This is a genomic window from Stutzerimonas stutzeri (assembly GCF_000935215.1).
Lineage (GTDB): Bacteria > Pseudomonadota > Gammaproteobacteria > Pseudomonadales > Pseudomonadaceae > Stutzerimonas.
On the sequence record NZ_JXXD01000098.1, the window covers coordinates 1 to 17,065 of the forward strand.

General features: G+C 63.7%; 22 protein-coding genes. 11 read left to right on the plus strand and 11 right to left on the minus strand.

Annotated elements, in window-relative coordinates; all coding sequences use genetic code 11:
* Window positions 1–1,827: metallophosphoesterase family protein (locus LO50_RS11325; RefSeq protein WP_044315043.1), on the plus strand; the 1,827-nt coding region annotated here is incomplete at its 5' end.
* Window positions 1,828–1,846: 19 nt separating this feature from the next.
* Here the strand turns inward: LO50_RS11325 and LO50_RS11330 are convergent.
* Window positions 1,847–2,494, minus strand: a complete 648-nt coding sequence (locus LO50_RS11330; protein ID WP_044315044.1) for a cation efflux transmembrane domain-containing protein — start codon at window positions 2,492–2,494, stop codon at window positions 1,847–1,849.
* Window positions 2,495–2,556: 62 nt separating this feature from the next.
* On the opposite strand from LO50_RS11330, the gene LO50_RS11335 reads away from it, so the two are divergent.
* The 4 genes from LO50_RS11335 (at window position 2,557) to LO50_RS11340 (ending at window position 3,892) form a co-directional block, all read left to right on the plus strand.
* The gene (locus tag LO50_RS11335) at window positions 2,557–2,958 is read left to right on the plus strand and encodes a MerR family transcriptional regulator (protein WP_044315045.1); all 402 of its coding nucleotides are present in this window, start codon (window positions 2,557–2,559) and stop codon (window positions 2,956–2,958) included.
* A 137-nt stretch (window positions 2,959–3,095) separates the two neighbouring features.
* Window positions 3,096–3,239: a hypothetical protein gene (locus LO50_RS25090; RefSeq protein WP_014819973.1), complete on the plus strand. Its 144-nt coding sequence runs from the start codon at window positions 3,096–3,098 to the stop codon at window positions 3,237–3,239.
* 134 nt (window positions 3,240–3,373) lie between these two features.
* On the plus strand, window positions 3,374–3,502 hold the full coding sequence (locus LO50_RS25590) for a hypothetical protein (RefSeq protein WP_023445530.1): 129 nt from the start codon (window positions 3,374–3,376) through the stop codon (window positions 3,500–3,502).
* A 141-nt stretch (window positions 3,503–3,643) separates the two neighbouring features.
* Entirely contained in the window at window positions 3,644–3,892 is a 249-nt protein-coding gene (locus LO50_RS11340) for an FmdB family zinc ribbon protein (RefSeq protein ID WP_044315046.1), read from the plus strand.
* Between the two features lie 81 nt (window positions 3,893–3,973).
* Here the strand turns inward: LO50_RS11340 and LO50_RS11345 are convergent, their stop codons facing one another.
* The 3 genes from LO50_RS11345 to LO50_RS11355 form a co-directional block, all read right to left on the minus strand.
* Window positions 3,974–4,396, minus strand: coding sequence for a DUF2141 domain-containing protein (locus tag LO50_RS11345; RefSeq protein WP_014819975.1), 423 nt, complete (start codon window positions 4,394–4,396; stop codon window positions 3,974–3,976).
* A 136-nt stretch (window positions 4,397–4,532) separates the two neighbouring features.
* Window positions 4,533–5,000 carry an RNA methyltransferase gene (locus LO50_RS11350; protein WP_003281467.1) on the minus strand — a complete coding sequence of 156 codons (468 nt, stop codon included), beginning with the start codon at window positions 4,998–5,000 and terminating at the stop codon, window positions 4,533–4,535.
* A gap of 78 nt (window positions 5,001–5,078) precedes the next feature.
* The gene (locus LO50_RS11355; protein WP_023445534.1) at window positions 5,079–6,137 is read right to left on the minus strand and encodes an SDR family oxidoreductase; all 1,059 of its coding nucleotides are present in this window, start codon (window positions 6,135–6,137) and stop codon (window positions 5,079–5,081) included.
* Between the two features lie 88 nt (window positions 6,138–6,225).
* On the opposite strand from LO50_RS11355, the gene LO50_RS11360 reads away from it, so the two are divergent.
* Complete coding sequence (locus tag LO50_RS11360; protein WP_044315047.1) at window positions 6,226–6,609, plus strand: winged helix-turn-helix transcriptional regulator; 384 nt, start codon at window positions 6,226–6,228, stop codon at window positions 6,607–6,609.
* On the opposite strand, the gene LO50_RS11365 is transcribed toward LO50_RS11360, so the two are convergent.
* On the minus strand, window positions 6,606–7,496 hold the full coding sequence (locus LO50_RS11365) for a LysR family transcriptional regulator (RefSeq protein WP_044315048.1): 891 nt from the start codon (window positions 7,494–7,496) through the stop codon (window positions 6,606–6,608). The genes LO50_RS11360 and LO50_RS11365 overlap by 4 nt on opposite strands.
* 84 nt (window positions 7,497–7,580) lie before the next feature.
* On the opposite strand from LO50_RS11365, the gene LO50_RS11370 reads away from it, so the two are divergent.
* Window positions 7,581–8,363 (plus strand): NAD(P)H-dependent oxidoreductase, encoded by a 783-nt coding sequence (locus tag LO50_RS11370; RefSeq protein ID WP_044315049.1) that lies wholly within the window; start codon window positions 7,581–7,583, stop codon window positions 8,361–8,363.
* 38 nt (window positions 8,364–8,401) lie between these two features.
* Here LO50_RS11370 and LO50_RS11375 read toward each other — a convergent pair whose 3' ends face one another.
* From LO50_RS11375 to LO50_RS11385, 3 genes are all read right to left on the minus strand, one after another.
* Complete coding sequence (locus LO50_RS11375; RefSeq protein WP_044315050.1) at window positions 8,402–9,712, minus strand: methyl-accepting chemotaxis protein; 1,311 nt, start codon at window positions 9,710–9,712, stop codon at window positions 8,402–8,404.
* A 187-nt stretch (window positions 9,713–9,899) separates the two neighbouring features.
* On the minus strand, window positions 9,900–10,286 hold the full coding sequence (locus LO50_RS11380; RefSeq protein WP_041013604.1) for an ester cyclase: 387 nt from the start codon (window positions 10,284–10,286) through the stop codon (window positions 9,900–9,902).
* 114 nt (window positions 10,287–10,400) lie between these two features.
* The gene (locus LO50_RS11385; protein WP_044315051.1) at window positions 10,401–11,504 is read right to left on the minus strand and encodes a DUF2855 family protein; all 1,104 of its coding nucleotides are present in this window, start codon (window positions 11,502–11,504) and stop codon (window positions 10,401–10,403) included.
* A 73-nt stretch (window positions 11,505–11,577) separates the two neighbouring features.
* On the opposite strand from LO50_RS11385, the gene LO50_RS11390 reads away from it, so the two are divergent.
* The 3 genes from LO50_RS11390 to LO50_RS11400 all read left to right on the plus strand — a co-directional run bounded on the left by LO50_RS11390 (window position 11,578) and on the right by LO50_RS11400 (window position 13,913).
* On the plus strand, window positions 11,578–12,222 hold the full coding sequence (locus LO50_RS11390; protein WP_044315062.1) for a TetR/AcrR family transcriptional regulator: 645 nt from the start codon (window positions 11,578–11,580) through the stop codon (window positions 12,220–12,222).
* A gap of 174 nt (window positions 12,223–12,396) precedes the next feature.
* Entirely contained in the window at window positions 12,397–13,140 is a 744-nt protein-coding gene (locus LO50_RS11395) for a class I SAM-dependent DNA methyltransferase (RefSeq protein ID WP_044315052.1), read from the plus strand.
* Window positions 13,141–13,304: 164 nt separating this feature from the next.
* Window positions 13,305–13,913: a DJ-1/PfpI family protein gene (locus LO50_RS11400; protein WP_042928029.1), complete on the plus strand. Its 609-nt coding sequence runs from the start codon at window positions 13,305–13,307 to the stop codon at window positions 13,911–13,913.
* 41 nt (window positions 13,914–13,954) lie between these two features.
* Here LO50_RS11400 and LO50_RS11405 read toward each other — a convergent pair whose 3' ends face one another.
* The gene (locus LO50_RS11405; protein ID WP_044315053.1) at window positions 13,955–15,088 is read right to left on the minus strand and encodes an MFS transporter; all 1,134 of its coding nucleotides are present in this window, start codon (window positions 15,086–15,088) and stop codon (window positions 13,955–13,957) included.
* 141 nt (window positions 15,089–15,229) lie between these two features.
* Here LO50_RS11405 and LO50_RS11410 point away from each other — a divergent pair, with 141 nt between their 5' ends.
* The gene (locus tag LO50_RS11410) at window positions 15,230–15,715 is read left to right on the plus strand and encodes a MarR family winged helix-turn-helix transcriptional regulator (protein ID WP_031297762.1); all 486 of its coding nucleotides are present in this window, start codon (window positions 15,230–15,232) and stop codon (window positions 15,713–15,715) included.
* A 142-nt stretch (window positions 15,716–15,857) separates the two neighbouring features.
* On the opposite strand, the gene LO50_RS11415 is transcribed toward LO50_RS11410, so the two are convergent.
* Both LO50_RS11415 and LO50_RS11420 read right to left on the minus strand, forming a co-directional pair.
* Window positions 15,858–16,550 carry a GNAT family N-acetyltransferase gene (locus LO50_RS11415; RefSeq protein ID WP_044315054.1) on the minus strand — a complete coding sequence of 231 codons (693 nt, stop codon included), beginning with the start codon at window positions 16,548–16,550 and terminating at the stop codon, window positions 15,858–15,860.
* A 106-nt stretch (window positions 16,551–16,656) separates the two neighbouring features.
* Window positions 16,657–17,007 (minus strand): TfoX/Sxy family protein, encoded by a 351-nt coding sequence (locus tag LO50_RS11420; protein WP_044315055.1) that lies wholly within the window; start codon window positions 17,005–17,007, stop codon window positions 16,657–16,659.
* Between the last annotated feature and the right edge of the window lie 58 nt (window positions 17,008–17,065).

The window sequence follows — 17,065 nt, forward strand, 5'->3', positions numbered from 1 at the left end:
CTGATTCTCGAAAGCCCGGCGGGCGGACTGCAAAAATCTGTGTCGCTCGATGAGCTGAGCTGCCAGCGCCTGCCCATCGGCAGACACGCGGTGGTACACCTGATTCATCTGGTGCCGGACGCACCGCTGCCCACCGATTGCCTGATCGAGTACGACCTGCGCATCCACGATGGCGCAGGGGCGCAGGGCATCGCCGACTGGGCACCCCATCTGCTTTACGACGGCGCGACGCGGCCGAGCTTCGTCATCAAGTCGCGGCTCGATCGCGTGCTGCATGGTTCCTGCCGCAAGCCGCACCACTCCGCGACAGATGGTCTGCTGTGTGTCGACGAACTGCTGAGTGACGCGCTGGACAGTCCGGCCGAGCGCCCGGCCGTGCTGTTGATGACGGGCGACCAGGTCTATGCCGATGATGTCGCGGGGCCGATGCTGGTGGCGATCCACGCATTGGTGCGCCGGCTGGGGCTTTATGGCGAACAGCTCGAAGGTGCGGTGGTGAACAATAGCGATGAGCTGATGACCCATCCGGCCAGCTATTACCGTCGCGAGCAGCTGTTGCCCGCATTCAAGTCCAACGAGGCGTTGCGCGAGCGCTTCTTTGGTGGCGTGGAAAAGCCGGTGTTCACCACCGCCAACGGGCAGAACCATCTGATCAGCCTGGGCGAGGTCATGGCGATGTACCTGCTCGTCTGGTCGCCGACGCCCTGGTCGCTGATCGCCCCGCAGATGCCCGCGCTGGAGCCAGCCGAGGCCGAGCGTTACCGGAGTGAAGAGGCCTGCCTGCAAGGTTTTATCGCGGGACTGCCGAAGGTGGCCCGTGCCCTGGCTCATATGCCGTCGCTGATGATCTTCGATGACCACGACATCACCGATGACTGGAATCTCTCCGCGCGCTGGGAAGAGACCGCCTACGGCCATCCGCTGTCGCGGCGCATCATCGGCAACGCGCTGCTCGCCTATCTGCTGTGTCAGGCCTGGGGCAACGATCCGACGCGTTTCGCCGAGTTGCTGCTGCCGGTGCGTGAGCTGCTGGCGACGGCGAGCGATGGCTGGCTGGATTGCACGGCGCAGGATCAGCTGATCGATACGCTGTTCAGGCTCGACGGTTGGGGCTACGAGCTGCCCACCGATCCGCCGCTGGTGGTGCTGGACACGCGCACCCGGCGCTGGCGCAGCGAGCGCAACCTCAGTCGACCGTCCGGCCTGATGGACTGGGAGGCGCTGAGCGAATTCCAGCAGAACATTCTCGACAAGCCGTCGGTGCTGATCGTCTCGCCGGCACCGATGTTCGGCGTCAAGCTGATCGAGGCAGTGCAGCGCGTGTTCAGCTGGGCCGGCCAGCCGTTGCTGGTCGATGCGGAGAACTGGATGGCCCATCGCGGCGCCGCCCACGTGATGATGAATATCTTTCGCCACACACGAACGCCGGGTAACTACGTGGTGCTGTCCGGCGACGTGCACTACTCCTTCGTCTACGAAGTGCACATCCGTTCCCGCGATAGCGGGCCGTGCGTCTGGCAGATCACCAGCAGCGGCGTGAAGAACGAGTTTCCGCGGCGCCTGCTGGACTGGTTCGATCGCCTCAACCGCTGGCTCTACGCGCCCTGGTCGCCATTGAACTGGCTGACCAAGCGCCGCCGGCTGGAAGTCGTGCCGCGCGTACCGGACCGCAGCAACGCCGGCGAACGGCTATGGAACGGCTCGGGTATCGGCCTGCTGGTGCTCGACGAGCAGGGCAGGCCGCGTGAGATCTTCCAGTTGAATGCCGATGGCACGGCACCGGTGGCGTTTCTTGCCGAGCGCGCTCGCCCTCGTGGCGAGGCTTAGTCGCGCGTGCCGCGCGGGATCAGGCGCGTCGCTCCACATCGCTGACCGCCATCCGTTCGGATCGCAACTCCTCCAGGGCATGGCGGGTGATCTGTACCGCCGCGCTGATGGAGAGCAACGCCATGATCGTCGCCACGATCAGATCGGGCCATCCGGCGCGGGTGCCGAACACCCCCAGCGCGGCCAACATCACCGCCAGGTTGCCGAGCGCATCGTTGCGGCTGCATAGCCAGACGCTACGCATGTTGCTGTCGCCTTCGCGGTAGGCGTAGAGCATGGCGGCCACCGCGATATTGGCCAGCAGCGCGATCACGCCGACGACGCCCATGGTCGAGGCATGCGGCACGCTGCCATCGACGAAATTGCCGACCGCGACCACCAGGATGAACACGCCGAACAGGCCCATCGTCAGCGCCTTGGCCAGCGACGCCCGCGCCCGCATCACCACGCCCAGGCCCAGCACGAACAGGCTGACGCCGTAGTTGGCCGCATCGCCGAAGAAATCCAGCGAGTCCGCCAGCAGCGATACCGACCCCGAGCGCACGCCTGCGCCGATCTCGACGCCGAACATCGCCAGGTTGATCAGCAGCGCAATCCAGAGAATGCGCCGATAGCGTCCGCGTGCCGCCGTGGTGGCGCAGCCGCCGCTGCAACAATTTCCCGCCATGACATCGCCTCCAGTTGTCGATGGCGCTACGCTAAACCCTGTAGCCACTACAGGGTCAAGCGATGCCACTTACCATCGGCAAACTCAGCAAGGCCACGGCAGTGAACGTGGAGACCATCCGCTATTACGAGCGCATCGGGCTGCTTGCGGCGCCGGCGCGCACCGAATCCGGCTATCGCACTTTCAGCGAGCAGGACGCCGCGCGGCTGCGTTTCATCAAGCGTGGGCGGGAGCTGGGGTTTTCCCTCGACGAGATCCGCACCATGGTCGAGCTGGCCGACCAGCCCGAGCATGCCTGCACCGATGTCGATCGCCTGGTGCAGACGCATCTGGTCGAAGTGCGCCAGCGCATCGCCGATCTGCAGCGGCTCGAAGCGGAGCTGCAGCGCTTGGCGGGCTGCAGCGAATCGTCGGTCCGCGAGTGCCGCATCATCGAAACCCTGACGGGAGTGCGTCGGCCGTAGGTCCGCGGTGTTGCGCGACTCGGTGCGCACGGACCGCACGGACCGCACATCGAGATGTACGGCGCTGACGAAACGCACGCTCTGCCCTCGGGTTCCAAGGCAATGTCAAAGCTCATTGTTGCCAGAGGACAGCTGCCATGATCGATCCAGACGACCCACTCAAGGATGGCCTGACCCCGCCGGATTATGACGAGTACGGCGATGTGCCGGACTCGGGCGAAAACGATTCAGGCACCGATTCGAACGACCAACCGGAAGCCGATCAGAGCCCGCTCGGCTAGACGCCGGCCAGGCGTGACCTCGCGTGAATGTTCATCCACTGGACAATTCGACCCGCCCGGCCTAAAAAGGCGCGCTGCGCCGAGAGGCGTGAGCGCCAAGCGGCAGCAGCGTGTTTTCCAGAGCCAGGTGAATCGTGAGAAAGAAAAAGCCCGTAGACCCCGTCCGCCAAGCCCAGAAGAACCGCGCCCATCGCATCGGCTGGCTGATTGCCCTGGCTGGCATCGTGGTGGGTTTCGCGCTGGTGATGATGAAATCGGCATAGCCAGTACGTGCCGGCGGTTTCCGTAGCCGCTCACGACGCTGCTGAAAAGCACAGTGCTCTTACGAGTGCGGCCGTGTGCAGCAGACAGCCCGCTGCTGTCCGCACGGGCTGCCGGCACCGAATTATCGCGAGAGGAATACCATGCCAACCTACGACTACCGCTGCGAAGCCAATGGTCAGGTTTATGAAGTTCGCCATGCCATGGCGCTACGGCCGAAAACCTGGGGCGAACTGCGCGCAGCCGACGCGCTGGCCGAAGATTCGAACATTCCGGACGACGCGCCGGTGACCAAACTGATGACGGCTGCCGGGGTGGTCAACAGCCGCGTATTGAAGAATCCGGAAGCGCCGGCATGTGCCCGTGGGGGCTGTGCCGGCAACTGCCGCTGAGTTCAGCCGCGGACATGGATGCGGCGTCGCTAGGGTGGAAAACGGCGAAGCCTTTTCCACGCGGTTTCCCGGGTTGTTTCGTTAGTAACGCATCTCCAGCGTGACCCGGGTCGGTTCGCCGGCGGGCACCTCGAATGCGCTGTCCTCGAAGGACGGCGGGCCCATCACCTTGGGATTGTTCGACAGCCCGTAGCCTTCCGTTGGGATCATGCCGAAGCGGCGGTCCAGCTCGCCGTTGCCGTTCTCGTCATGGTAGGCCAGCACCGCGTAGTGTCCGGGCGGCAGGTCCTTGAACACCAGGGTCACGGCTCCCTGCTCGGCCTTGGCCTTCTGCGCGGCGAACGCCTGGTCGTCCTTGCGGAAGGTTTTCGCGCTGGAATATACCGCTACGGCCACCTGGCCCTTGTCGTGTTGCAGGCCGTCGAGGGTGACCTGCAGTTCCTCGGCATAGGCCGAGGGGACCAAGAGTGCGAGGGCAGCGCCCAGAATCGGAAGTGCTTTCATGCTGTGCTCTTGAAGTCGAGATGCGGAAATCGCCGGATTCAAACGTGGCCGGCGACGCTTGGAGTCGATCGCCGCCATCTTCAGCGAACAAGCGAAGCGTTGTCCACGTGCGGCGTGTAGCGCATCCATCGTTCGATCAGAACTGCGGCCCGGAGCGGGTGTTGTTGCCCTTGGCCAGGCGGTCGTAGAGCACCACGTTCACCGTCGCGGCGAGGTTCATGCAGCCGTTGGTGGGGATGTACACCACGTCCTCGCACCAGTCGCGGATTTCCTTGCTCAGCGAGCCGTCCTCGGCACCGAAGATGTACAGCGCGCGGTCCGGGTGCGTGTACTCGGGGAGCGAGCGGGCGCCTTCGACCAGCTCCACCGCAACCGGCACGCAGCCGAGCGGGAGAATCTTGCGCAGGTCGTCGATGTTGATCAGCGGAATGTCCTGGTGGACCTTCTTAGTGTCGGTGACGAAGTCCTTGGCTCGGTCGTAGCGGGTGCCGGTGTAGAACACCGAAGCGGCGCCATAGCAGCCTGCGGCACGCATGATCGCCCCCACGTTGGACGGCGATTTGGGGTTGCTCAGGCCGATGCAGGCATAGCGTTTGTTGCTCACGGAAGGGGACTCGCGCGGAAAACGCGCGAGTATACGGGACGGTTTGGTCGGCAAAGGGTTTTTAGCTGCGCGACCGGGTCAGGGAATGAGCTTGCTCGCCTGCAGCCTGGCGAAGACATCGAAGAACGCCTCGTCGCTGGCCTGGTAATCCAGAAAGCCGAGCTTGCGACTCTTCGACATATCCGTCACCACCTCGATCGGGCGGCCCAGATCGGCATCGGTGTGCCACGGCGAGATGAGCTTGCCGATGTCCGCCTCGGCGAGACCGAACTGCTTCGCCATGTCGCTCCAGATTGCCGCGTCGCCCGCCATCTGCTGCTCCAACGGGGCCGGACCATCGAACGGCGCGGCGTCGATGCCGAACCACTCGGCAATGCGCGACCACATCCATTTCCAGCGAAACACATCGCCATTGACGACGTTGAAGGCCTGGTTGGCGGCTGCCGGCGTGCTGGCGGCCCAGCGCAGGTGCCTGGCGAGCTGAGCGGCGTCGGTCATGTCGGTCAGGCTGTGCCACTGCACGTCCGAGCCCGGAAAGCGGAAAGGCCGCCCCGTATGGCGGCAGATGGAGGCGTACACGGCCAGCGTGGTGGCCATGTTCATGGCGTTGCCGACCGCGACGCCGGTGATGGTGTGCGGGCGATGCACGCTCCAGCTGAAGCCATCGCGCTCCGCCGCGGCGAACACCTCATCTTCCTGGGCGTAATAGAAGTTCTCGACATCCAGCCGCCCCTGTTCCTCGCGGAACGGCGTCTGCGGCAGCGCGCCCTTGCCGTAGGCTTCGAACGGGCCGAGGTAGTGCTTGAGGCCGGTGACCAGGGCGACATGGCGCAGCGTACCAGCCGGCCGGACGGCTTCGAGCAGGTTGCGTACCATCTGCGCGTTGACGCGGATATTCTCCGCCTCGCTGGCCTGGCGCGCCCAGGTGGTGAGGAAGACGTGAGTGGGTGAAACGCCGGCCAGCGCCGAGTCAAGCGCCTTGGGGTCCAGCAGGTCGGCGCTGATCGGCGTGACACCCGCGTCGGTATTCGGTCGGCGAGCCAGTCCCGCCACGTTCCAGCCTTCATCGGCCAGCAGGCGCGACAGCGCGCTGCCGACAATGCCGCTCGCTCCGACCACCAGTGCTTGATTTGTCATGTGCAGACCCCCACAAAGCGAAACAGGCCTGCACCTTACCCACTCGAAAATGCCGATCCAAGTCGGCACCAAATGGTGACCATCCCCCATGCAACCGGGCTCTGACGAAGAACAATGGCGCGAAGACTGCGCACCAAGACGCGTGCTCGAGCTCTTCTCCACCAAGTGGACCAGCATGATTCTGCACACGCTGCATGCCCGGCATGGAGGCACCTCACGCAGTGGCGCATTGCATCGCAGCCTGCCTGGCATCTCCAAGAAAATGCTGATCCAGACGCTTCGCGAACTGGAGCAAAGCGGCCTGATCGAGCGCTACACGCTCGATTCGGTGCCGCCGGCGGTGAGCTATGCGCTCTCGCCGCTGGGCCAGCTGATGGTTGAACCCATCGAACTGATCTACGACTGGGCAAGGCAGAACTCCGGCGCGCTGGATCAGCTGAAGCCCAGAAGCACGTCGCGCTGGCGGGGCTAGATCGCGTTGACGATCTGCTCGCGCAGCCATTGATGGGCCGGGTCGCGATGGGCGCGTTCATGCCAGAGCATGACCATTTCGTAGCCTGGAATCTCCAGCGGCGCTTCGACGACCTGCAGTGCAACACCCTGAACCAGCCGTTCGGGCAGCATCGCCACCAGGTCGGTGCTTTCCAGCACCGAGCGCAGGAACAGGAAATGCGGCACCGACAGCACCACGCGCCGTTGCAGGCCATGCGTGGCCAGGGCATCGTCGGTGGCACCGTGAAAGCCGCCGCCATCCGGTGAGACGATCACCTGATCCAGCGCGCAGAACTGCTCTAGCGTCGGCCGTCGCCGCAGGCGGGGATGCCCGGCACGGCCGGCCAGCACGTAGCGCTCGGTGAACAGAACACGGCGGCGCAGGTTAGATGGCGATCCGTCGACGGTGTGCAAGGCGAGGTCGATATCACCCTGTTCAGCCTGGCGGGCGATGCGCGAAGGCTGCATCTCTACCACGGCGATGCGGGTGCCCGGTGCGGCGGACCGCAGGCCGGCCAGAGCGGGTAGCACAATGGCGGACTCGCCATAGTCGCTGGCTGCGATGCGCCAGACGTTCTGCGCGGCGCCAGGGTCGAACGGGCTGGCTGGGGCGACGGCTTGCTCCAGCGCCTCCAGCGCCAGGCGCAGGGGCTCGCGCAACGCTTCAGCCCGTGCAGTCGGGCGCATGCCTCGCGGCCCAGGTATCAGCAGAGGATCATCGAAAATGTCCCGCAGCTTGGCCAGGTGCACGCTCACCGAGGGCTGGGAAAAATTCAGGCGCTCTGCGGCGCGGGTGACATTGTGCTCAGCCAGCAACACGTCCAGGGTCACCAGCAGATTCAGATCGAGACGTCTGAGATTATTCATGGCAATACCTGAGATATGGCTTATTCATTTCAAACATACCTGGGCAAGCGACATTCTGCAGCCGTCCCGCTACGGAGGTTTCCCATGAATGTTCTGCTTGTTTATGCCCATCCCGAACCGCGCTCGTTGAATGGCGCGCTGAAGGAATTTGCCGTCCACCGTCTGCTGGCGGCTGGCCATCAGGTCCAGGTTTCCGACTTGTATGCCATGAGCTGGAAGGCCGTGATCGATGCCGGCGACAGTCTGGATCGCGACCCCGAAGCGCGTTTCGATGCTTCCGAGGATTCCCGACGCGCGTTCGCCAGTGGCCGGCAGAGTTCTGACATTGCGGCTGAGCAGGACAAGCTGCGCTGGGCGGATGCGCTGATCCTGCAATTCCCGCTCTGGTGGTTCTCGATGCCGGCGATCCTCAAGGGCTGGGTCGACCGGGTATATGCCTACGGTTTCGCTTATGGCGTCGGAGAGCACTCGGATGCGCGCTGGGGCGATCGCTACGGCGAGGGCTCGATGGTCGGCAAACGGGCGATGCTGATCGTGACTACCGGCGGCTGGGAATCACACTACAGCCCGCGGGGGATCAACGGGCCCATCGAGGACCTGCTGTTCCCCATCCATCACGGCATCCTGCATTACCCGGGCTTCGATGTGCTGCCACCGTTTCTGGTGCACCGCACCAGCCGCATCGACCGGGCCCGATTCGACACACTCCGCGACGAACTGGGCAAGCGCCTGGACCACCTCTGGTGCACTGAGCCCATTGCCTATCGCAAACAGAACGGCGGCGACTACGACATTCCGGCGCTAACGCTCAGGGCCGAGGTGGCGCCAGGGCAGGTCGGCTTTGCCGCGCATGTCGAACAGCCGTAACAGCTTTAGGGGCAGGGGCGTGTTCTGTCGTTACGTCGTCAGAGTTCCTTGGCGAACCGTTCGACCGCACTGACCACCTGCTTGGCGGCGTCCTGAATCTCGACGATCACCGCACCGGCCTGGTTGGCCAGCCCCAGGCCCTGCACCGCCTGTTCGCGGCTGGCGAACATGTTGCGCACGGCTTCGTCGGCCAGCGCCTGGTTCTGTTGCACCACATTGACGATCTCGTCGGTAGCGGTGCTCGTGCGCGCGGCCAGTTGCCGAACCTCGTCGGCCACCACCGCGAAACCGCGACCCTGGTCGCCAGCCCTGGCGGCCTCGATGGCCGCGTTCAACGCCAGCAGGTTGGTCTGTGCGGCGATGCCGCCAATGGTCTGGACGATGGAGCTGATCAGCAGCGACTGCTTGCCGAGCGCCTCGATGCCATCGGTGGCGGACTGCACCTGGTCGGTGATCTTCTGCATCGTCACCAGGGTGTCCTTCACCACGCTGGCGCCGCGCTCGGCACTGACGTCGGTCTGCAGCGAAATGTCGTAGGCAACGCCCGCGGCTTGCCGCACTTCAGCCTCACGCATGACCTGATCGGTCACCACGTTGGCGAACTTGACCACCTTGTAGAGGTTGCCTTCGGTGTCGTGCACCGGGTTGTAGGTCGCTTCCAGCCAAACCTCGCGGCCATGGCGGTCGACACGCTTGAAGCGGTCGGCGACGTACTCGCCGCGGTTGAGCTTCTGCCAGAACGCCTTGTAATCCGCCGAAGCGGCATCTTCCGGCGTGCAGAACAGGCTGTGATGTTTGCCCTTCAGCTCCCCGAGCGAATAGCCCATGGTCTGGAGAAACTGCTCATTGGCCGTGACCACCATTCCGTCCAGATTGAACTGGATCACCGCGGTCGAGCGGAGCAGGGCGGTGATGAATGCCTCGTTCTCCTTCGCCTGATACACGGCCTCGCTGATATCGCTGCCGAAACCCTGAATATGCGAAAGCTTTCCGTCGGCCGTTGCGATCGGATACCAATGGATCTTCAACCAGGCGAGGCTGCCGTCGGCGCGCAGGTACCGATAGTCGTCGCTGACCGGCTCGAGCTTGGCCACCGCGGCGCGAAAGTTGTGAAAGCAGGGCAGGTTCTTCACGTAGGGCGGAACGATCTCGGCCAGGGGCCGGCCCTGGAGATGCCCGTGTGAGTAGCCCAAGGTACTGGCGAATCGATCATTGAACGCGCAGATCTTGAAGTCGGTATCCAGCGTGACCGACAGCATGTCACCGTTCATCTTGCCCATGAGCTGGCGCAGGATTGCCAGCTCGGCATCCTTGGCTTCCAAATCCTTTTTCAAGCGGTTGTTAAACATGCAGGGCATCCAATCGATCTAGTTGTGCTTCCGATATCGGCGAAGAGTGCGGGCGCTTGAGCGACTTCCGTGTCGCGCCAGCGAAAGCCGTTGAGCCGACGGGGTGTGTGCCGAAGCGAGAACATGAAAGGGTGCGATTACCACGCGTTTGTCTTCGCCCCACATGTGATGTGAGCCGCCATCGCCCTCAGAGCTGATCGGCAACTGCCTTCTTGTCGATCACCGACCACACGTTGCGGATCTTTCCCTCGAGGAACTCGTAGAAGACGTTTTCGGTAAAGACGACTCTCTTGCCATTCACAGCAAGGCCAAACAGTTCGCCTGTGGGCGTGCAATCGAACCGCAGCTGTGCCGCCACATGGGGCGGCTCGACGATGAGCAGCCCGATATTGAACTGCAGATCGGGGATCGCCCGAACGTCGCCGTCGAGCATCTGGCGATAGCCGTCCAGCCCAACGAACTGGCCGTTGTAGTGAACTTCTTTATGAACGAAGCGCTCCAGCTCTGCCCATCGCCTGTTGTTCAAACAGGCGATGTAGCCCCGGTAGCAATCAGCGATCTCGTCGCCAGTCATGATCGTTCCCCGCAAAGAAAGCCCGATAGTCAGGCTAGCGACTGGCTCGATATACGCCAGCCGCATCGACCGGCCGCACTGGCTGAGGTTATCTGCTCGGCACCGATTACCTGGTCAGTCGAGCACCACGGCGTGGCCCTCTAGAGGATTGATGTCGCCTTTGATCAAAGATTCGGCCAGCGCCTGTGCGGACTCCAGATCAGCGTGTTCGTGCACCTGCATCCAGGGCTGCTGCGCATCGCTCACCCGAGCGATGAAGGCCAGCTGCGCCTCGTTGAAGCGGCGGGTCACCTCGGCGGGGCCCCAGTCGGCGTTGCGTTTCTTGATCTGATAAGGCGCGAAGTAGGGCTGTGGCTGCGGACCGGCCAGCGTTGCGTCCGTCTTTCTGTATTCATGGTTCTGGGCTGACCCGGCGAAGCAGTCGTACACCAGGGCATCCTTGAAATGGCTGTGGATCTGCCGGCGTAGATCGGCGCTGCCGGAGAAGTCGACGTAAAGCGTGGGCACGCTCGGGTCCAGCGAAGCGAGTTGGTCGTAGCCTACTGCCTGGCGATAGCAACCCAGCCCTTTTACGAAGTCCGTGTTGCCCGCGGAAGTAAGCCCGATCAGCTGCACGGCCGGGTTGTCCTGCAGGCAGAACGCCGTACCGTACGCGGTCTTGCTCGAGGCGCTCGACATCAGGATCTGGCGCGCTCCGAAGAATGCGTTGTCGTCGAGGAAATCGGCCAGCATGAACGAGGTGATGAACAGCGGGCGCAACAGCATCTGGTAGTTTTCGCTCTCTGCGCGATAGGCGGCGTCGCTGCTGATGCGTTGGTACTGGTTGTAGGCCGAGGTGAGTTCCAGTCGATGTTCGGCGCCGTCGTAGAAACCGCGCTCGGAGACGCGTACCGGCTGCATCACGACATGGCTGGCGATCGGCCAGAAGCCATAGAAGCGTTCGCCCTTCGCCAGGCCATCGACGGTGCTCTCCAAGACTTCGGCGAAGCCCCACGCCGGCATGTGGAACCACTCGCTATCGCCCGTGGGGTAGAAGTCCCAATAGCGCAGGTGAGGTGTCTCGCCGAATGCGGCATAGGTGACATTGTTCGTGGTCAGTGCCAGCCGGCTGATACGCAGCAGGGCTTCGCCGGGCTTCAGCTCCGGCATCGGTTGGGTCTGAATGCGGGTCTGCTGCATGTCTTTCTTGTTGTTCTGCAACTGGCGGATGACGCTCATCGATGGCACCTTGGGTTCGTAAATGGACGGCTTCGACTCTATCCCTTTCGTTTCACCGCCGGGTTCGGATTTCATGAGCACACGATTGCCGAGCGCCAAGCCGCTCAAACGGCCGACTCAGCAGCGCGCCAAGGCCACCGTTCAGGCGATTTTCGACACCTATGTTCGGATATGGCAGCGCGACGGCTGGTCTCGATTGACGACCCGTGCGGTCGCACTCGAAGCCGGCGTGGCCATCGGCACCCTGTACGACTACTTCCCCAACAAGCACGCGCTGCACTCGGGCTACGTGCGCTATTGCGTCGAGCAGCTGCTGGAGGCCATCGACGCGCAAGCGGTAGCGCCAACCGCGCTTGCCTGGCCCGAGCGCATCCGCCGACTGGTACGCGCCCTTGCCGGGGTCGAGTCACGGCTGCCCTGGTTTCATCCGGATATGCTCGAGCTGGAAACACTGGTGGCCGAGCCCAAGCATCAGCGTCGGGCCTACGAGGATCTGTTGGCCGCCTGGCATCGGGTCATCGATGCGGCGACTGACCTTCCGGTGCGTCCCTCGCCAGCAACCCTGGAAGCGCTGCATCTTTCGGTATGGGGTGGACGCCGCTACGCCATGCTGGTGCAGCTCGAAGCGGATCGCATGATCGATTGGGCCAAATGCATGGAGCAGCTGTGCCTGGACAGACTCGCTGGCCCGCCTCGGCCTGAGCGCGATGGATCATGAGGCAGCCTTTCGTTTCGTTCAGCTGACTCGCTAAAGAGGGGGCGAGCATACGGTCGCCGGGTAATCTGGAGGACGGGCAACAGGATGCGCCAGCGCGGCGGTAATTGCCGGGCGATTTCCAGCCGGCCGGGATAATATGCGCGCCCCCATCGTTTCCTCACACATCAGGTCATCATGCCCGGCGATGCTCTCTATACCGACTTGTCGGGTTATTACGATCTCATGTGTGCGGACATCGACTACCGGGCGCAAAGCCACTGTGTCCACCGGTTGCAGCAGCTGTTCGGCAATGGCGGGACGAGGCATCTGGACCTCGCCTGCGGCACTGGCCCGCACGTCCGCCATTTCATCGATACCGGCTATACCAGCGGCGGGCTCGACATCAACCAGCCGATGCTGGACAGAGCAGCCGCGCGCTGCCCGGGAGCGCAGTTTTCCCTGCAGGACATGTGTGGCTTTGCGGTCGAGCAGCCGGCCGATCTGATCACCTGCTTTCTTTACTCCATTCATTACAGCGCCGAGCTTCAGCGATTGCAGGCCTGTATCGCCAGCGTGCATGCCGCGTTGGCCCCGGGCGGGCTGTTCTGCTTCAACGCCGTGGACAAGCGTCGGATCGACAACGCCTCATTCGTCTCGCACACGGCCAGGCATACGGACGGCCTGTTCACCTTCAGCTCCGGTTGGCATTACCCGGGTGAAGGGGAGCAGCAATTGCTGAGGCTGCGAATCGAAAAGACCATCAGCAATGAAAGCCAGGTCTGGCACGACGAACACAGGATGGTGGCAGTGAGCTTTGCCGAGCTGAGCGAGTTGCTGGAGCGGTACTTCGAAGTGCATGTGCTCGAGCATGACTACGAGAAGATCGTGCTCTGGGACCAGGCATCCGGGAACGCGATATTTGTCTGCGTGAAGATTTAACGGCGAAAGCCAGGCCCTTCGTCCAGGTCCGTGGAGTGACCAAGCGCTTTCTCGCCCAGTGGCCAGCCTTACGCGCTGTACTGGTATCGCCGCTTCCGACTGTGCCTTTGCGCGCGCCTGCCTCGCTTTGAGAATAGGTCGACTCACCAGCGCTGGACCCAGCCATGCACATTGCCATTGTTACCTTTGACGGCTTCAACGAACTGGACTCGCTGATCGCGCTCGGCATCCTGAACCGCATCAAGCGGCCGGGCTGGCGTGTGGCGCTGGCTTCGCCGAGCGAGATGGTCACCTCGATGAATGGCGTGCGGCTGTATCGACAGGCTTGTCTAGACGAGCTCGAGTTCTGCGACGCCGTGCTGGTCGGCAGCGGCATCAGAACCCGTGAAGTCGCTCAGGATCTCGCCGTGATGCAGCTGCTAGCGCGGCTCAATCCCGCACGCCAGCTGATCGGCGCCCAGTGTTCGGGCACTCTGCTGCTTGCCAAAGCGGGTTTGCTGAACGGCGTTCCCGGCTGCACCGACCTCACCACCAAGCCCTGGGTGCAGGAAGCGGGTATCGAAGTGCTGGAGCAACCCTTCTTCGCCCGCGGCAACCTGGCAACCGCCGGCGGCTGTCTGGCGTCCATCTATCTGGCGGCTTGGACGTTGGCACGGCTGGTTGGGCTCGATGCGGCAGCCGAGGCGCTGCACTACGTCGCGCCGGTAGGGGAGAAGGAGGACTACGTAGCGCGAGCGCTCGCCAATATCGAGCCGTATCTGAACTGCGCCTGATCATCGCCAATCGGTTGATCAGGTATCTCGATACGGCTGCGTCATACCGGTTGCGCCTCTCGCGACGGCGCGGTGAGCTGCAACGCCAGACCCATCAACAGCATGATGCCAACGGCCATCAGCAGCCAGGCATCCGCCAGGCTCGCCAGCCGGTCGCGCAACAGGCCTGCTCCCAGCGGTGCCAGGCTGGCAATCAGGTAGCCGCCGCCCTGAACGAATCCCAGCAGCGAGCCGGCGTCGGCCGAATCCCGTGCATGGTCCATGGCCAGAATCAACGAGAGCGGGAACAGCGCGCCGATACCTACACCCAGCAGAATTGCCGTCGGGATTGCCAGCGCCAGCGGCGCCAATGCCAGGCACAACAGCCCGGCCAGCACCACGGCCAGCACGCCCAGCACCAGCGGCCGCCGCTGCCGGATTCGTCCGATCAGCGCGGAGAGCAGCAATCCGGCGCCCACTTCCGCCAGGCTGATGCCGCCGAGCAGCAGGCCGCTGTCCGCAGCGCTCCAGCCCAGGCCCGTGTAATAGGGCGGCAGCCAGGCCAGCACCAGGGTATAGGCCGCCGTACCGATGCCGAAGAACAGCAACAGCCGCCAGGCATGTGGCGATTTCAGCGGCAACGGCCGGGAGGCGGTTCGCCCTGTCGTGACCGGCGGGCGCGCCAGGTTCCACCAGATCGACAGGGTCAGTACGGCCGGAATCGCCCACAATGCCAAGCCATTCGCCCAACCGAATCGTTCTGCCAGCGGCGCGGCACTGGCAGCGGCGAGAGCAGCGCCGCCCATGATGCCGGTGGTGTAGAGTCCCATCAGCGCGCTGGTCCGCTGCGGATGGCAGCGGTGGATGTACGCCGGTATCAGCGCCTGCACCAGGGCAATCCCCACGCCACCCAGTGCGGCGGTGAGGATCAGCCCCGCACCGTTCGGCGAGCCCCAGCGCAAGGCACTGGCCAGCGCCACCAGCGTGAGCCCGAGCGCTACGCCACGGCGCTCGCCCAGCTTCGCTTGCAACATGGCGCCGCCAAGTGCGCAGAATCCCATGGCAGCGATGGGCAGGGTGGTAAGTGCGCCTGCACCGGCGCTGCCCAGACCGGTCGCGGCCTGGATTTCATCGAGTAATGGCCCGATGGCCGCTAGGATAGGCCGCAGGTTGAGGCCTACCAGCAGGACGAGCATGACCGCCAGTAACGCCTCGCCGGCCCGCGATAGTGAAGATGACGCGGGTGATCGAACGGAAAGCATGGCAGTCTCCAAGTGGGCAGTTAATGTCTTTGCGATAAGTATCTTTAACATCAAGGTAAATAGACGAGGTATCCGGTGATCGATAGAGCTCAACTCGCCGTTGAACAATGGCAACAGCAACGGCCGGACCTGGACACCTTGCCCATGCGCCTGATCGGCCGGCTCGGCGAGGCGGTGCAGGTGCTCAACCGAGACGTGCTGCAACCCTTCTTCGATGAGCACCGTTTGCACTACGGCGAATTCGATGTGCTGGCGACCTTGCGTCGCGCCGGGGCGCCGCATGCCCTGAGCCCGACCGCGCTGTATGAGGCTGCGATGATTTCGTCAGGCGGCATGACCAATCGGCTCGACCGCCTCGAGCGTGCCGGGCTGATCGAACGCAAGCCGAACCCCGAGGACCGTCGTGGCACCCTGGTCGCCCTGACCGAAGCCGGCTTCACTCTGATCGACGGCCTGATGACCGCCCACGTCGAGAACGAAAAAACGGCCCTCGCCACACTCAGTCGCGACGAACAGGAACAGCTCGACAGGCTGCTGGGCAAGTGGCTGGCCGGGCGCTAGCGCGACGCCTGGCGTAAGCCGCGATAAAGACCGCGCGGTTCGACAAGGCGAGGCGTATATCCGCGATGGATTGAGGTGTGGCTCGTGAATGGAGCAGCTGCGCGGGCTCGGTATCGCCCGAGCCTGGTGACGCCTTGCCCGATCAATGCAAGCGCCGAACGCTCGATTGCTGCACCAGGTCCTGCGCCTGGCGCGCCAGTTGATCAAGCAGACGGTCGCGCTGTTTCTCCGCCTCGCTCATCGCCTTACGGCCGTTCTGCTGCACCAGGTAGCTGTAGATCTGCCGAACTTCCTTGGACTGGAAGATCGGCTCCAGATCCTGCACCGCCACCGCACCGTTCGAAGCCCCGTTACGGGTATTCATCACCACCTGCGGGCCACGCGCTACCAGCGGCTGAAAGCCCAGTGCGCTGAAATACGGCACCTTGCCTGCAACGCACGCCACCTCGGCATGGGGATAGCGCGTCACCATCGCTTCGACCATCGCCCGGCCAATGCCCTGGCGGCGACGGCCGGCGTCCACCGCCAGATAGACCAGCGCGCAGGCTTCGGGATCGTCCACAAATGGCAAATACAGCGCGAAGCCGAGCAGGACCGCCGGGTCCTCAGCATCCAGCGCCATGATCAGCTCCGGCTTGCCGGCCTGCGCGCCGTCCATGCTATCCAGATAGCGATGCACCTCGAAACCCACCACGTACTGATACAGCTGATACAGGGGATTGCTGGGCTGCAGCGAAACCGGGCTGATGTCGCCGAGGTAATCCACCACCATCTGCAGCACCTGGCTTTTAAGCGATTCCGGCGGCGGGGTGTCGAGGTGGGTGAGGCTGAACATGGCGGCGCTCCGGGGCGGTACGGAAAAAGGCGGCATTGTACCGGGCGGTGTGCGACTGGCCAGGTGAAGCGGCATGGCGATCAGGGATACGGGATCCTGCCTGCCGCTATGTCGCGGCTGCGTCTGGCCTTCTCTTCCTCGGTTTGCGTGGCGCAGGTGCTGGCATAAGGCGAGCCGTTTCGATCACCAGGCGGCGGAGTTCGTCGGCATCGTCCAGCAGCTCGTCCGCCACCGGATAGTTCTTCGCGCCGGGGTAGGGCGGCGCTTGCGGCAAGTCCGGGGCGAGCGTCTCGGCGGCCGCCGGAGGCTTGATGAACAGGCTGTTGTCGCAGACGAACGCGACGACCTTATCGTCCAGATAAAGGGCGTACTCGCCGAACATCTTCCTGTACGTCAGCCTGCTCCCCAGGCCGATCTGCTCCGCCACGTACAGCACGAAATCTTTGTCGCTCGCCATGCCTGCTCCGCTGTCTCGACTGGGTGCCATGCCCATGGAGCGTAGCGTGGAAAGCGAG